Source organism: Hymenobacter tibetensis (genome assembly GCF_022827545.1).
Lineage (GTDB): Bacteria > Bacteroidota > Bacteroidia > Cytophagales > Hymenobacteraceae > Hymenobacter > Hymenobacter tibetensis.
In genome coordinates this window covers 4,324,328-4,338,838 of sequence record NZ_CP094669.1, presented here as the reverse complement: position 1 = coordinate 4,338,838, position 14,511 = coordinate 4,324,328, and the positions used below count along the sequence as shown (strand labels likewise).

Genomic DNA, 14,511 nt, shown 5'->3' with positions numbered 1-14,511 from the left:
AGTGCAGAAAGGGTAGCGGCTGCTCTTACCCTAACGACGAGCTTGCACTCAAAGTTGACGGTAGCTGCCTGCCCGCAGGAATTAGCTAATTTCGCCACCCGAACCCGCATGTATCCTGTTCAAAGATAGGAGAGCAACATGCAAGCTCTCCATAGAGCAATTCAGATTTCTGCGGCGACGCACTACAAGCAAAAACGGAAACTAGAAACTAAACGAATGGCTGAAGACCTCAAAACCGTTGTTCTGAATGATGTACACCAGCAACTAGGCGCTAAAATGGTCCCCTTTGCCGGGTACAACATGCCCGTGCGCTATTCTTCCGACCTCGAAGAACACCGCACTGTGCGGCGTGCAGTTGGCATCTTCGATGTGTCGCACATGGGTGAGTTCCGGGTGCGTGGTCCGCAGGCCCTCGACCTAATTCAGCGTGTAACCACCAACGATGCCAGCAAGCTGGCTCCTGGTAAGGCTCAATACTCCTGCCTACCCAACAAAGACGGCGGCATCGTAGATGACCTGCTGGTGTATAAGCTGGCGGAAGAGGATTACCTGTTAGTGGTAAATGCTTCCAATATCGACAAAGACTGGAACTGGATTCAGCAATTCAACACGGCTGGCGCGGAAATGGAAAACGTGTCCGACGAAATCAGCTTGTTTGCCGTGCAAGGCCCTAAGGCTATTGCTGCGCTACAAAGCCTGACCGACGCCGATTTAAGCTCCATTCCTTACTACTCGTTTGTACAAGGTACATTTGCCGGCGCCCCCAACGTTATTATTTCGGCTACGGGCTACACCGGCGCAGGTGGGTTTGAGCTCTATGTGCCCAACGAGCACGCCCGGCAAGTATGGGACAAGGTGATGGAAGCAGGCCAGCCTTACGGCTTGAAGCCCATCGGCCTGGGGGCCCGCGACACGCTGCGCCTAGAAATGGGCTACTGCCTGTACGGCAACGATATCAACGACGAGACTTCGCCCTTGGAGGCCGGCTTGGGCTGGATTACCAAGTTCAGCAAGGACTTCACCAACGCCGATACGCTCAAAAAGCAAAAGGAGGTTGGGGTGGAGCGCAAGCTGGTTGGTTTCCTGATGGACGGACCCGGCATACCGCGTGGCCATTACGAGCTAGTGAACGAAGCCGGCGAAAAAATCGGTGAAGTAACCAGCGGTACTCAGTCTCCCTCGCTCAGCAAAGGTATCGGGCTAGGCTATGTACAGACGGCATTGAGTGCGCCCGGCAGCAAGGTATTCGTGCAAGTGCGCGGTAAAAACCACCCGGCTACGGTAGTGAAATTGCCTTTCGTGCCGGGTACGGAGGAAGCATAAAAAGGAGGTATATGACCGGCGGCAGAAGTTGAAAAACGACTTCTGCCGCCGGTTTTTCACTTCTGTTCTTCTTCTAGCACCTACTTTCTGTTCATGCCTACTCTTGATATTTGCTTTTCGCCCGAACTCCTACCCCTTTTTGATCTGCGAGGCCGGGTGGCGGTGGTGGTAGACGTATTGCGCGCTACATCGTCTATTGTAACGGCGCTGGCGCAGGGCGTTACGCATATGGTGCCCGTGAGTGAAGTGGCGGCGTGCCAAGCCATGGCCGCCGACGGTTACTTAACCGCCGCAGAACGCGACGGACGCCAAGCGCTAGGCGTGGACCTAGGTAACTCTCCTTTTGGCTACTTAGACGGCGTAGTAGCCGTGCGTGGCCGTGCCGTAGCTATTACAACTACCAATGGCACTCGGGCCCTGCACTTGTCGCAGGCAGCAGACGCCGTAGTGGTAGGCGCTTTCCTGAACCTTGGGGCAGTAGCCAACTTCCTGCGGCAGCAGCAGAAAGATGTGATAGTGGTGTGTGCTGGCTGGAAAGGCAACTTCTGCCTGGAAGACACTTTGTTTGGAGGCGCCCTAGCCAATGAGCTAGCGTCTGAATTTACTACCACTGACTCGGACGCCACGCTAGCCGCCTTGGACTTGTGGCAGGCAGCCCGCCCCGATGTGGCGGGGTATCTGCTGAAGTCCTCTCACGTCCGGCGGCTCAACAGCCTGGAGCTGCATAAAGACATGGAGTTTTGCGTGCGCCAAGATGTGTACGATGTAGTGCCCGTGTACCAAGAAGGGCGAATTACAGCCCTCCAACACGCAGCGCTGTCTTCTGAGTTACGCTAGCCGCTAGCCTAAAGCTATTTCAGCTTCTCGTTGTTGCGGTGACGGTCGGTGTCGCGGAGGGTTTTCTTTTCCAGGTTGCGCTGAAGGGCATCGGTCAGGTTGACGCCGGTCTGGTTGGCTAGACAGATGACCACGAACAGCACATCCGCTAATTCGTCGGCCAATACTTTGTCTTTGTCGGACTCCTTGAAAGACTGTTCGCCGTACTGACGCGCAATAATGCGGGCCACTTCGCCTACTTCTTCGGTGAGCATGGCCATGTTGGTCAACTCATTGAAATACCGAATACCCGTGGTTTTGATCCAGGTATCAACGGTCTGCTGCGCTTCTTCGATAGTCATGAGAAAGGGTAGGGAGTAGTACTACTGGGAATCCAGCACAATGGTAACGGGGCCATCATTGAGAAGCTCCACCTGCATATCGGCGCCAAACTCGCCGGTGGCAATAGGCCGGCCCAGGAGGTGCTCCAAGCGCAGTATGAACTGCTCGTAAAGCGGTATGGCAACAGGCGGCGGAGCGGCCCCGGTATAACTAGGGCGGTTGCCTTTGCGCGCATCGGCCAGCAGCGTGAATTGGCTCACCACTAGCAGTTGCCCGTTTACGTCTTGCACCGAAAGGTTCATCTTGCCCGCTTCATCGGAAAAAATGCGCAGCTGTATCAGCTTGCGCGCCATCCAGTCGAGGGTGGCAGGAGTATCGTCGGGCGCAAACCCGGCCAAGACCAAGAGGCCAGCACCAATCTGACCGGTAATGCGCCCTTCGACCGTGACGCTGGCCCGTTGAACACGCTGAATGACGGTGCGCATAGTGTAGTGTTTAACTAGTGTACGACGGTGGTCGGTTTTGTTGTAAACAGCCTCCCGAGCAAAACTAGCATCTTGCGGCTTCATCTACGGCTAAGCCTTTTGCGCGCTTCTGTTTCCTCCCGTATTCTTGTCAACTATCTGCTGCTAGGGTTGGCCTTGCTGGCAATAGTGGCAGTGCGACTGTACCGACTGCAAGAGGTAGCACTTCCCGATTACGATTCCGTCCGCAACTGGCAAATTGTGCAGGAAGTGGCGCACGGCAACTTGCGCAACCTGTTTCACCACGGCAGCCCGGCTTTTTCCCTGCTGTTTGCGCCGGTTGCCTGGTTCACGGCCGATTATCGGGTTTTCCAGCACTTAAACGCCCTACTGGCAGTAGCGGCGCTGCTGTGGCTACTAGAGTTTGTGGGTGTCCAGAAGCAGGTAGGCGGTACTGAAAAAGCTTTGCTGCTTCTTTTTGCGGGTACTTCCGTGTTTCTAACTTTCTCAGGGCGCGACTTCACGATGGGCTCCATGAGCTTATGCGTGTTTGCAGCGCTGCTACGAACCCATTACGCGCGCTTACAACATCCCACTCCGGACGCGTTAGTGCGTGTAGCGGGGTGGCTGGCTCTGGGGCTGAGCGTCAATTACAAGTTCTTGCTTACGCTGCCCATTCTGCTGGTGCTGGAACTGCTCTACGGGCAAGGAAGGCTGTGGCGGCCTGCTACGTTGAGGCGGGTGCTACTGGTACTGGTGGCGCCCTATATCGTACTGGGCGTGCTAGGCGTGCTGGGCGGATTGCCCTGGTATCGTTGGCCGGCCGTGTACTACAACCTGTTTTTTCCGGGGGCCAGCAATGCCGCAGGCCGGGCGGGGCACCTTCGCTTCGATGGGCTGTACTACCTGCGCTATCTATGGGACTTCGAGTCGCCGTTGTTGTTGCCGGGGCTGGCAGTTGGGTTGGTGCTGTGGGCGCGAGGTAGGTGGCAGGGTTTCAAGCGGCTGCACGTTCCTCTCGGCTTATCAACCTACCTGGGTGTTTGGGCAGGCTGCTTTCTGTTGGGTATGTCGTTGCTGCTGAAAGCGCCGCGGGGGTTGCTGCTGGTGTATCCGTTGTTCTATGTGCTCACGTTCCTGGCGCTACGCCGGTTGATTGGCTACAGCAAGCTGCCTTCTTCGGTGTCCAAAGGAATAGTGGCTGTGCTACTTCTGGCCGCTACAGCTTTCAACTTGTACCGAGTGCAACGAGAAGTCTATGCGTACGCCACCACCCACTACGGCTCGATGGCCAAGCAGCTACAAGCCCGCACGCCCGGCCCGGTACGGGTGGTAAGTACGCTCGGCTTAGGACTAAGCCCCTTTCTTGCCGCCACAGATACCATTGCCGTTGTCACCGACGAAAAGCAACTGGCCCACTGGCAGAAAAAGCAGTTCGACTATGTTCTGCTCGACGCGTATTGGCGAGTAACCAACACCCCACGTTTCGATTCGCTACGCCGCCAGCCGGCCCTTGTTGCGTTTTCAGAGCCCCTGCTTACCTCACCGCTTTTCTTTCTCGAGCATTCTGAATACACTGGGCTAGGCTACCACCAGACCCTGATCCTTCAGCGCGCGGCCCGCCAAGATTCCGCTCAGCTCCGCTTGTACCGCTTGCAGTAGCGCTATGCCCTTACCGCTTGATGCCCAAGCTGTCGAGGCGGTGCTGGTAGCGGCGGGCATTCTGCTTGTGTTCAGCAAAAGTTTCAGCGAAATCAGAGAAGCCGCTGCCGTCGGGGCGGGCGCAGAAGAAGACGTAGCGGTGCGCAGCAGGCTTAAGCACAGCATCCAAACTCTGGCGGTTAGCCGAAGTGATGGGCCCCGGCGGCAGGCCTTTGTGCTTGTAGGTATTGTAGGGCGAGTCTACGAGTTTGTCTTTGTTAAGCACCCGCTTCACCCCAAAGTTGCCGATGGCCCATAGCAGGGTTGGGTCGGCCTGTAAGCGCATACCGCGCCGCAAACGGTTCAGGTACACCCCCGCAATAACAGGTTTGTCTTCCTTCTTGGCCGTCTCGCGCTGCACGATGCTGGCCAGCACGTGCACTTCCGTAGGCGACAACTGCAACGAATCGGCCCGGTGCCGGCGCTCGGGCGTCCAGAACCGACGGTGCGTGGCCGCTGCCGAATCCAAGAAGTCGCGGGCGGAAGTGTTCCAGAACAGGCGGTATGAACCCGGCAAGAACATGGTTAGCACCGTAGTGGTGTCGAGCTGGTAGCGCCGGGTCAGGAAGGTGTTGTCGTTGAGAAGCTTGCGTAGCTCCGCAGAATCGGCTTCCACTTGCTTGCTGATTTGCCGTGCAAGCTGCGGCTTGTATTTGAAGGCATCCAAAGTGAAAGCCAGGGTGTCTTGCTTGCCTTGTAGCAGCATGTCCAGCAAGGCATCATTGCCGAGGCTCGGGTCGAGGAGGTAACGGCCGGGGCGTACGCGTCGCGGGTAGCCTCGCTGCTCGGCCAACCATTCAAACGTGTCAAGGTCGCGGAGCAGCTCATGGCGTCGCAAGGAATCCAGCACGGCCGCGTAGCCGGTGCCCGTCCGGATGTATAAGTAGGGGGCACCGTACGGCGATACGGCCACGTTTGGCTGCCACAGTACACGCCAGGTAGCATATGCTGCCGCCCCCGTTACAAGCACAGCCAGTAGTAAGAGGTACCAGAGTAAGCGGCGGGAAGAGTGGGCAGCTTGGGTGGTTGGCAAAGGAGAGGGTTCTGGTGAGCAAAAAAACGGCAACGCTGGTTGAATGATACTCGAAAACCGCTGGCGCAGTTCCCGCCACGGCTTCAGCCGGGTCCGGCAGTGCGTTGCCAAAGAAGTTGATTCGGTTTGTCAGTCAGGCGCGCTTGGCTTACTTATCGGCGTTAACTAGTGCTGCAATAGCCGTTTCGGTGGCTTGCTGCCGGGCGCGGCGTTCCAATTCCACTGGCTCAGAAGCACGCACTTCGCAGTTCAGGATATGACACCGTTCGCACGTTTCATTTACGGTTCGCTGGATGATGGTTGGATCCTCGTGGAACTGAATTTTCTGGCGCAGGTTGTCGTCGCAGAGTAAGCCAACAGTTACGCTGACAGCTGGCTCGGTAGGACCGGCTGCGCGGGCCAATGTCAAACACAAATACTCATCGTTGTTGGGGTAGCAAGACCGTTGCGCGCCCAGCACAAAGGCCGGAGCTTCGGTTAGAGCCCGCAACCGTGCTTCCTGCACCAACCGAATAGATATCCACCGGCGGCAGTAGTGTTCGTGTAATGCGTTGCCGTGCGGATTATGCAAGCGCGACAAGTGTAGCTCCTTGCTCAGCTTGTAGCCGTCGTCCGTGGCACGGGCTTGGTCGAATCGTAGAAAGAACAAGCTTTGCAACCCAAAATGGCGCGGCAACAAGTTGGTTAGCCGTTGCATGAACATCTCCGGCGATACGTCGTAGCGCGTCAGCAAATCCTGTAGGCGCTCGGGTTGCCACTGCGGTAGCTCGAAGAACTGCTGCAAGTCGCGCACCATGTTTTCCTCTTCCATCAAGAGAGCCCCAGCGAAATACGACGCCTTGAAGTTGTTTAGCACCTCGTCGAAGGAATGTACTGCAAACGTGGCATTCACATAAGGTCGCTCTTTCAAGCCCAAGTAGTTGAAGGCAACCTCGCGGCCTAATACAAAGGACTCTTGCGCTTTGGAGAGGCCCGGCCGCAGCAACAAGCAGCGCGTTTTCGGTTGAAACACTGAACGCAAACGACCCAGGGACGCGTGGTTGGCCAGTGTAGTGCGGTTCAGGGTGTAGCCGTATTTCTCCACTAACACCCGCTCCAGCTGCGTAGTATCAAAGGGCGCTGCGGTGTTCAAGCCTTGTTCCACGCAAAACGTGCGCACATCCTCTTCCAAATCCTCGAAGTAGTTGTCGTGCATCTCCTGGTAGGAGCGTAGCGCCGCCAGAAAGAAGTTTTCCTGCCGCATTTCGTAGTTGCGGGCTATTTCGAAGAGGGTGCTGATGAAGGCGTTCATCTTCGCCGGCGCATCAGCAATTAGCTCTACAATGCGTATGGGGTCCAGCCCAAACATCTCAAGCGGGAATTCCTTGAGCACTTCTGACTGTAGAAGCTCTGAAATCGGCTCTAAACGCCGGCTCAACGTCAGGGAAGTGAGCTGGTCGTAGCTAACACTCAGTACCTTGCTGAGGCTCAAGATCTTGTCGGCTTTAGGATACTTCTTGCCTTTCTCTATCTCATTCAGGTACGAAACGGAAACGTCGCAGGCACGAGCCAGCTCGGCCGGAGTGAACCCACGCTCTTGGCGTAGCTCGCGCAACTTCAGTCCAAAAATCAACCGGACAACTTGGCCGTGGCTTAACATAGGCAATAGGACACAACGATGTGCTTCGGATGGGGGAGGGCACGGAAAAGGCGGGCAGTGGGGCGTTGCAAGTGAACAGCCATCTATTAACCCACAAAGAACAGAATTTCGGAGAGTTTCTTTTGGACAAAATTTAAAACGCGCAAATAAATGCTGATAGGCGTGTTTGATGTTTATAGCGGATATTCGCTTAGTTGTTATAGCTCGATCCTGTGTTTGCTCTACATTTCTTCCTCCTGTGTCACCACATGTTAATCTTCAGCCCTTTGCTGATAAGCTGAGGTATTTACATTTTCGGTCATTGCGTTCGTAACCGAGCTATACCGTAGGCGTGGTCAGAATACACAGCAACTCTTGAGGCGGCCCCGCGCCGGATTGGAAAGCACTTTCTACCCATTGAAAAAGGCTCACCAACTGGCAAGCCTTTTTCAATGGGTAATAGCTACCAGAAAATTCGTGCATTCCTAGGACTCCAGTTAAATCAAGGAGTTAGAAAGGTTGAGCTATCGAGTCGTAATCGAGGTTGTGGCGCTGAGCGGTTTCGCGCAGAATGGTTTTCTGCCAAGGGCGTAATACCTGCTCGGCGCCTAGCTCTACAATGTCTGCCACCAGGCGGTTGGAGAGGACCAGGTTAGCGACAAAGCCGTTGACGTCGGAGGTGACGTGAGTTTTCAACTGAGTAAGTAGTTGCTCACGCGCGTCGGCACGGGCTGCTTTCTCACCGGTCAGCCGCCGCCGGAACGGGAACCGGCGTTGCTCGGCAGGAGCAGTAGGCTCAGGTACAGGCACGAAACCTTCAGCCGATAATGCAGCCAACTGGTCGAGGTAGGGGGCACGTTTGAGCTCGGGGTGCAAACCACGAGCCGCTTTCCACGCATTCAGGTTACGCGGCAGGTCGCGTACTAGCTCGGGAAGGCGCTCGTTAGCAAATACCATATAAGGTGGGCGGTCTAGTTGCCGGGCTACCTGGTCGCGGAGCAGGTATAGGTCGCGGAACAGGGGGAGTTCCTGCGGTAAGATGCGGTATTTACCGGCCATGCGTAGGTAAGGCCGCTCGTCTCGGGAGTAGCGCACGTCCTCGAGGGCAGCATTTTCCTCTTCAGCCCAGTGGGTACGCCCCAGGGCCGCTAGCTTGTCGCGCAGCCGATCTGCCAGTTCAAACAGGAACAGAACGTCGTTAGCGGCATACTGCATCTGCGCTTCAGTAAGTGGACGCTTCAGCCAGTTCGATTTCTGTTCGCCCTTGTCTACCTCAATCCCTAGTTCGGCCTGAATCAGGCGGCCTAGGGAGATGTTGTTATCGGCCTCCGCCAACAGCGTGTACTGCACGCTAGTATCCGTGATGTGGCGAACATGTACGCCGTATACTTCATCGAGAAGCAGAATATCAGACTTGCAGCTGTGAAACACCTTCTCAACGGCTGGGTCGCGAAGAATAGCGAAGAGTGGCTCCAAATCATGGGCCGGATTGGTGAGCGGCAGCGGGTCGATGAGATACGGCGTCTCCCCGTCGAAAATCTGGATCAGGGCCAGATTGCGGCCATACCGGTGGCGCATATCATCGAATTCCAGGTCAATAGCAATACGAGGAACAGTCCGCAGACTGTCAGCGGCGTGTTGCACCTCGGCCGCCGTGGTCAGGTACTGGATGGGGTTAGACATTCTCAGAGAAAAGAGGGGAACGGAGCACGGCGCTAATTAGCGCTGAATAGTTAAGTAGGTGATGCGAGTAAAGGTAGGCATGACGACTAAGCAAATCCAATTGTACATTTTGTTAAGCGAAACCCCATAATTAGTAAATCAGGATTTTGCCCTTAATTATAGGGGGGTATTGTGAGCAAAAGAATGTTTTTTCATCGTTTGGCCTTACTTTGCAAACTGCTTCATCTGGTTTTACGGTGTTTGGCGTGCTAAGCACTCTATTTCATAGTTCCATTTCACTCTAATTGGCCTATTGCAGGTTCGTTTACATGAAGAAAAGATTATTCATCCCTTTGGCGTGCGCCGTTGCAGCGGCCGCGCCAGCCTGGGCCCAAACCCGTGCCATTAGTGGCCGGGTAACGGGTTCCGACGGCGCAGGCATCCCCGGCGTGACCGTGCTGGAGAAAGGCACTACCAACGGCACCAGTACTGGCGGCGATGGTTCTTTCTCCTTAACCGTACAGCCTGGCGCTACGCTCGTACTAAGTTCGGTAGGCTTCACCACGCAAAATGTTGTAGTCGGCGACCGGACAACGGTAGCCGTGATGCTGAAAGAAGACGCCATAGCGCTAAGCGAGGCCGTGGTAGTAGGGTATGGTACCCAGTCGAAAGCCGACCTGACGGGTGCCGTAACGCAGGTATCGGGCCGTGAAGTACAGAATGCACCAGTACCCAGCTTCGAGCAAGCCATTCAAGGCAAAGCAGCCGGTGTGTTTATTGAGAGTTCTAGCGGTAAGTTAGGCCAGGGTATCAAGGTGCGGGTGCGCGGCACTAGCTCCGTGAGCGGCGACACTCAACCGCTGTATGTAATTGATGGCATTCCAATTATCTCAGAGGACCAATCGGCTACTACGGCTGCCACAAACCCGATTGCTGACCTGAACCCTAATGATATTGAGAGTATTAGCGTCTTGAAAGATGCTTCGGCTTCGGCAATCTATGGTTCGCGGGCTTCGAATGGTGTGGTGCTTATCACCACCAAGCGGGGTAAAAGCGGAGATACCCGTTTTACGCTGGGCTATCAGTTCGGTGGTAGTACACCTACCAACAAGAGGGACTACCTGAACGCAACCGAATACGTGGAATTGATGCGTGAGGCAGGAACTAACGTAGGACGCCTGGCCACAGTGGAATCTCGGTTGCAGCGATATTCAGCCGGCAACAACGATTACCAGCAAGCCCTAGTCAACACTGACTGGCAGGATGAGGCGTTTCAAGATGCGCCATTCAGCCAGTATGACTTGAGCATAAATGGCGGAAACGATAAGACGCGCTTCTATATATCAGGCTTGTACAGCGACCAGGAAGGTATTCTAATTGGTAACAAGTTCGAGAAGATCAGTGCCCGCGTCAACCTCGATCAAAAAGCTACTGACAAGCTGACGCTCGGCTTGAACTTTGGATTGACAAGAACACGCAACAATCGTATTTCCAACGATAACGCGTTCAGCAATCCTATGCAGATTGTGGCGTTGTCGCCAATTTCGCCCCTAATTGACCCGCGCACTGGCTTGCTGAGTGGGCAGTTGGATGTAGCCACCGGCTTGCCTAACAACAACTATCCGGTTTACTACAATCCTTTGTTGAGTGAGGCGGGAGCCAGCTACGTTTCCACCGTGTATCGCAACCTGGGAAATGTATTTGCGCAGTACGAGTTCATTCCAGGCTTGTCCTTAAGGAGCGAGCTAGGAGTGGACTTACTCAACCAGGAAGAAGACCAATACTCCGGGCGCATCACTGCCCGTAACAATGGGCCTAATGGCGGCGACGGTTTCAACCGCTACGTAGTGAACGGCCGCTACACCACCAACAACTTCCTGACCTTCCGGAAAACCTTCAACGAAGTTCATCTGGTGGAAGCTGTAGGCGGTATGGCCTATGAGGAGCGCCGCATCAAGGCGAATAGCGTAACAGCCCAACAGTTCCCCAGCGACGCGTACACCAAAATTACTAGCGCCGCTTCCATTACGGCAGGTTCTTCCTCCGAAACAAGTAGTTCTTTGCTGTCTTATTTCGGGCGCGGAACCTACTCCTACAGCAGCAAGTACCTGCTAAGCGCCAGCTTCCGAGTGGATGGCTCGTCGCGTTTCGGCAAAAATAATCGATATGGCTTCTTCCCAGCAGCTTCCTTAGGGTGGGTCCTGACGGAGGAAGGCTTCCTGAGTGAGCAGAATGTGTTGAGCTTCCTGAAGCCGCGCGTGAGCATCGGCCGCACAGGCAACCAAGGTTTCACCGACTTTATTTCCCGATTCCTGTACCGAGCCAATGCCTATGCAGGTGTACCGGGCCAGCGTCCCTTCCAGCTAGCTAATCCCGACTTGAAGTGGGAAACGACCACTCAAGTGGATGCCGGATTGGAGTTTGGCTTCCTTGATAACCGGTTCAGCGGCGAAGTTGATGTGTATCAAAAGAAAACCGAAGGTCTTGTACTGAGTGTAAATCAGCCGGGCACCACAGGATTCACGTCTCAGTTTCGCAACGTAGGAGACCTGGAGAACCGCGGATTGGAATTCGCCTTGACCACGCGCAACCTGATTGGTGCTTTCACCTGGACAACGAGTTTCAATACTTCCTTCAACAAAAACAAAATTACCAACCTCGACGGTCAGGTTATTGAGGGAGGATTCCTGAACCGGGCAGTGGAAGGCCAGCCAATAGGAGTGTTCTTTGGGCGTGAGTACGCGGGCGTAGACCCTGCCAATGGCAACGCCTTGTATTACCTGAATACAGTAAATGCCGACGGCTCACGCAGCCGGAACACCACCGACGTATACGAAGACGCCGAGCGAGTGATAATTGGTAACCCGAATCCGAAATGGACTGGTGGCGTAACCAACACCTTTGCGTTTAAGGGTATTGACTTGAGCGTACTGTTTCAGGGCGTATTTGGCAACGATGTATACGATGGCAGCGGTAAGTTCCAGATGGCCAATGGAAGCAACGGCTACGACAACCAAACGAGCGACCAACTCCGGCGTTGGCGCAACCCCGGTGACATCACCGATGTGCCACAAGCCCGGCTATTTGGCGGCAATGGCACCGAAGAGTCGTCGCGCTACCTCTACGATGGGTCGTATGTGCGCCTGAAGTCTGTGTCGTTGGGGTATACGTTGCCTACTAGTCTGTTAGAGAAAGTGCATTTGCAGACTGCCCGGGTATATGTGAGTGGCGTGAACCTGCTCACCTTCACCGATTACCCTGGCTGGGACCCCGAAGTCAATGCCGACTACTTAGCGAGCTTCGATCCTACCAATCCATCGTCGGGTAATATCTCTCAGGGCAACGACTTCTACTCGGCCCCGCAAGCCAAGACCTACACAGTGGGCATCAACATCGGTTTCTAACAAGCCGTCTTCTTCGACTTTCTTATGAAAAATATATTTCGCTCGCTCGCCATGGCTGGTCTGCTGCTTGCTGCTCCTTTGGCTGGCTGCAACGACAAGCTTGACATTGAACCAGTAAATGACATTCCGGGGGAAAACGCATTGCTCACATCCGCTGATGTGCAAGCAGCCCTGGTAGGTGCCTACGACGCCACCAGCAGCAACCGCGTGTACGGAGGCTACGTGCAGTTTATATCGGAATTGCTAGCCGATGACGGCGACTTCGAGTTTGTGGGCACTTTCGTGCAGCCACGCGAAACCCAGTTCAAAGCAGTGCTTACCAATAATAGCTTCGTGTCGGCCACCTGGAACGACTCGTACCGTGCTATCAACATCGCCAACAATGTGCTAGCCAACCTCGACAAAGTATCGGAGGTAGAGCGTAAGCGGGTGGAAGGCGAAGCGCGCTTTCTGCGGGCTAGCTTATACTTCGAGTTGGTGCGCTTGTATGGTCGTGCCTGGAACGACGGCAACCCGCAAACCAACCCGGGGGTGCCGCTGGTATTGACTCCAACTGTTGCGTTCAGCGCTGCCGACAAGGTCGCGCGCAACACAGTAGCTGAAGTGTACGCGCAGGTAATCACAGACCTGAGCACAGCAGAAGCTAACATAGCGGCTTCCAATGGTTTTTTTGCCACGAAAGCCGCCGCCGCAGGTATGCTGGCGCGGGTGTACTTGCAGCAGGGGCGCTTTGCAGAAGCGGCCAGCGCTGCCAACCGCGTTATTGCCTCCAACCGCTATAGCCTTGCTCCTAGCTATGCTGAAGCTTTCGAGCCGACTGCAAATACTTCTGAAGATGTGTTTGCAATTCAAATTACACAGCAAGATGGACTGAACGACCTCAATACATACTTCTCTCCTACGCAAAGGGGAGACATTGAAGTGTCGGATCAGCACTTTGAGCGGTACGAAGCCGGCGATGAGCGTGCCGACTTTTTTGATGATGTGTACACACTGAAGTTCGACCAGCAGTACGGCAACATCCGCATCCTTCGGCTGGCCGAAATGTATCTGATTCGGGCAGAGGGTAATCTGCGCACCGGTGGAACAGTAGGAGCAACGCCTTTGGCAGATATTAACACTGTTCGTGAGCGGGCCGGCCTACCTGATTTGACAAGCGTTACGCTGGCAGACATTCTGAAAGAGCGGCGTTTAGAGCTGTCTTTTGAGGGTGCTCGGCTTCATGACTTGAAGCGCAACCAAGAGCAGGCTACCACTCCTGATAGTCCACCTGTCATTATACCTTGGAACTCTCCTCGACTGGTATTGCCGATTCCGCAGCGAGAGCGAGATGTAAACCCCAACTTGGTACAGAACCCTGGGTATAACTAATCTGCAACCTTGAGCTAGACCAAAACAAAAGGCCGCTCTAGCGCTAGAGCGGCCTTTTTGCTTTAATTGATGCTAATTGGAGTAGGAAATAGCCCTGCCCGCAACGGCAAAGGGCTTTTGCGAAGAGAACCCAGTCTACTCCTCGTCTTCGTCGCTTGCTGTGAAATCCAACTCTCGAGCTAACGCCAAGGCTTCTTCGATAACGTCATCCATGAGAGGCTGCGAATCGGCATCCAACGCGCGCTCGAAGAGGTGAAGAAGCTGCTCGCCTTCCTCGTTGACATAAAGGTTGGTGTAAAACTTGTCGAAGAGTTTGGCGTCCTTCTGAATAATAGTGTCAATTTCAGAGGTGGAACGGGCGCCAAGGGCACGGTGCAGCACTCCCAGCACTTGGCGGCTTTCGTCATGGTCGCCGAGGTCGGCTAGTAGTTGCAGTAGGCTCATGGCAACGGCTAAGCGTACCCGCTCGAAGCGAAACGACAGATCCTTGGCGCTGGCTCGCTCGAAATCAGTGTAGGCGGCCAACGTGGTAGGGGCAAGGTAGCGGCCCGGTTCGGATACGCGGCTAAACGCTTCGCGCAACAAGTGTTCGTAAGCAGACATGCAGGAGAAAAAAAGAAACAGACCAGTCGGCTGGTAACAGTCCTGGGTATATATTGGCGGAGAATCAGGGATATGCAAGCACTTCTTACGGCACCGCCCAGCAAAGGTACGATCGGAAACAAAGGCCAGTGATGAAGCATACAGGCAATTCCCGGCTATCTTTGGTAGAAGCCC

General features: G+C 54.8%; 11 protein-coding genes. 5 read left to right on the top strand and 6 right to left on the bottom strand.

The window, feature by feature from the left end:
• The first annotated feature begins 216 nt into the window (after positions 1–216).
• Both gcvT and MTX78_RS17375 read left to right on the top strand, forming a co-directional pair.
• Positions 217–1,323, top strand: coding sequence for a glycine cleavage system aminomethyltransferase GcvT (gene gcvT / locus MTX78_RS17380; RefSeq protein WP_243796936.1), 1,107 nt, complete (start codon positions 217–219; stop codon positions 1,321–1,323).
• 93 nt (positions 1,324–1,416) lie between these two features.
• Positions 1,417–2,160 (top strand): 2-phosphosulfolactate phosphatase, encoded by a 744-nt coding sequence (locus MTX78_RS17375; protein ID WP_243796934.1) that lies wholly within the window; start codon positions 1,417–1,419, stop codon positions 2,158–2,160.
• 14 nt (positions 2,161–2,174) lie between these two features.
• On the opposite strand, the gene MTX78_RS17370 is transcribed toward MTX78_RS17375, so the two are convergent.
• Both MTX78_RS17370 and dtd read right to left on the bottom strand, forming a co-directional pair.
• Positions 2,175–2,501 carry a nucleotide pyrophosphohydrolase gene (locus tag MTX78_RS17370; protein WP_243796933.1) on the bottom strand — a complete coding sequence of 109 codons (327 nt, stop codon included), beginning with the start codon at positions 2,499–2,501 and terminating at the stop codon, positions 2,175–2,177.
• A gap of 21 nt (positions 2,502–2,522) precedes the next feature.
• Complete coding sequence (gene dtd, locus MTX78_RS17365; protein ID WP_243802918.1) at positions 2,523–2,966, bottom strand: D-aminoacyl-tRNA deacylase; 444 nt, start codon at positions 2,964–2,966, stop codon at positions 2,523–2,525.
• Between the two features lie 99 nt (positions 2,967–3,065).
• On the opposite strand from dtd, the gene MTX78_RS17360 reads away from it, so the two are divergent.
• The gene (locus MTX78_RS17360) at positions 3,066–4,607 is read left to right on the top strand and encodes a hypothetical protein (RefSeq protein WP_243796931.1); all 1,542 of its coding nucleotides are present in this window, start codon (positions 3,066–3,068) and stop codon (positions 4,605–4,607) included.
• A gap of 10 nt (positions 4,608–4,617) precedes the next feature.
• Here the strand turns inward: MTX78_RS17360 and mltG are convergent, their stop codons facing one another.
• The 3 genes from mltG to MTX78_RS17345 form a co-directional block, all read right to left on the bottom strand.
• Positions 4,618–5,679 (bottom strand): endolytic transglycosylase MltG, encoded by a 1,062-nt coding sequence (mltG, locus tag MTX78_RS17355; protein WP_243796929.1) that lies wholly within the window; start codon positions 5,677–5,679, stop codon positions 4,618–4,620.
• A gap of 148 nt (positions 5,680–5,827) precedes the next feature.
• Positions 5,828–7,318, bottom strand: a complete 1,491-nt coding sequence (locus MTX78_RS17350) for a helix-turn-helix domain-containing protein (RefSeq protein ID WP_243796928.1) — start codon at positions 7,316–7,318, stop codon at positions 5,828–5,830.
• A 489-nt stretch (positions 7,319–7,807) separates the two neighbouring features.
• Positions 7,808–8,980, bottom strand: a complete 1,173-nt coding sequence (locus MTX78_RS17345; protein ID WP_243796926.1) for a ribonuclease D — start codon at positions 8,978–8,980, stop codon at positions 7,808–7,810.
• A 308-nt stretch (positions 8,981–9,288) separates the two neighbouring features.
• On the opposite strand from MTX78_RS17345, the gene MTX78_RS17340 reads away from it, so the two are divergent.
• Positions 9,289–12,363: a SusC/RagA family TonB-linked outer membrane protein gene (locus MTX78_RS17340; RefSeq protein WP_243796925.1), complete on the top strand. Its 3,075-nt coding sequence runs from the start codon at positions 9,289–9,291 to the stop codon at positions 12,361–12,363.
• Between the two features lie 24 nt (positions 12,364–12,387).
• On the top strand, positions 12,388–13,734 hold the full coding sequence (locus MTX78_RS17335) for a RagB/SusD family nutrient uptake outer membrane protein (protein ID WP_243796923.1): 1,347 nt from the start codon (positions 12,388–12,390) through the stop codon (positions 13,732–13,734).
• A 135-nt stretch (positions 13,735–13,869) separates the two neighbouring features.
• Here MTX78_RS17335 and MTX78_RS17330 read toward each other — a convergent pair whose 3' ends face one another.
• Positions 13,870–14,337 (bottom strand): hypothetical protein, encoded by a 468-nt coding sequence (locus MTX78_RS17330; RefSeq protein WP_243796921.1) that lies wholly within the window; start codon positions 14,335–14,337, stop codon positions 13,870–13,872.
• Positions 14,338–14,511 lie beyond the last annotated feature (174 nt).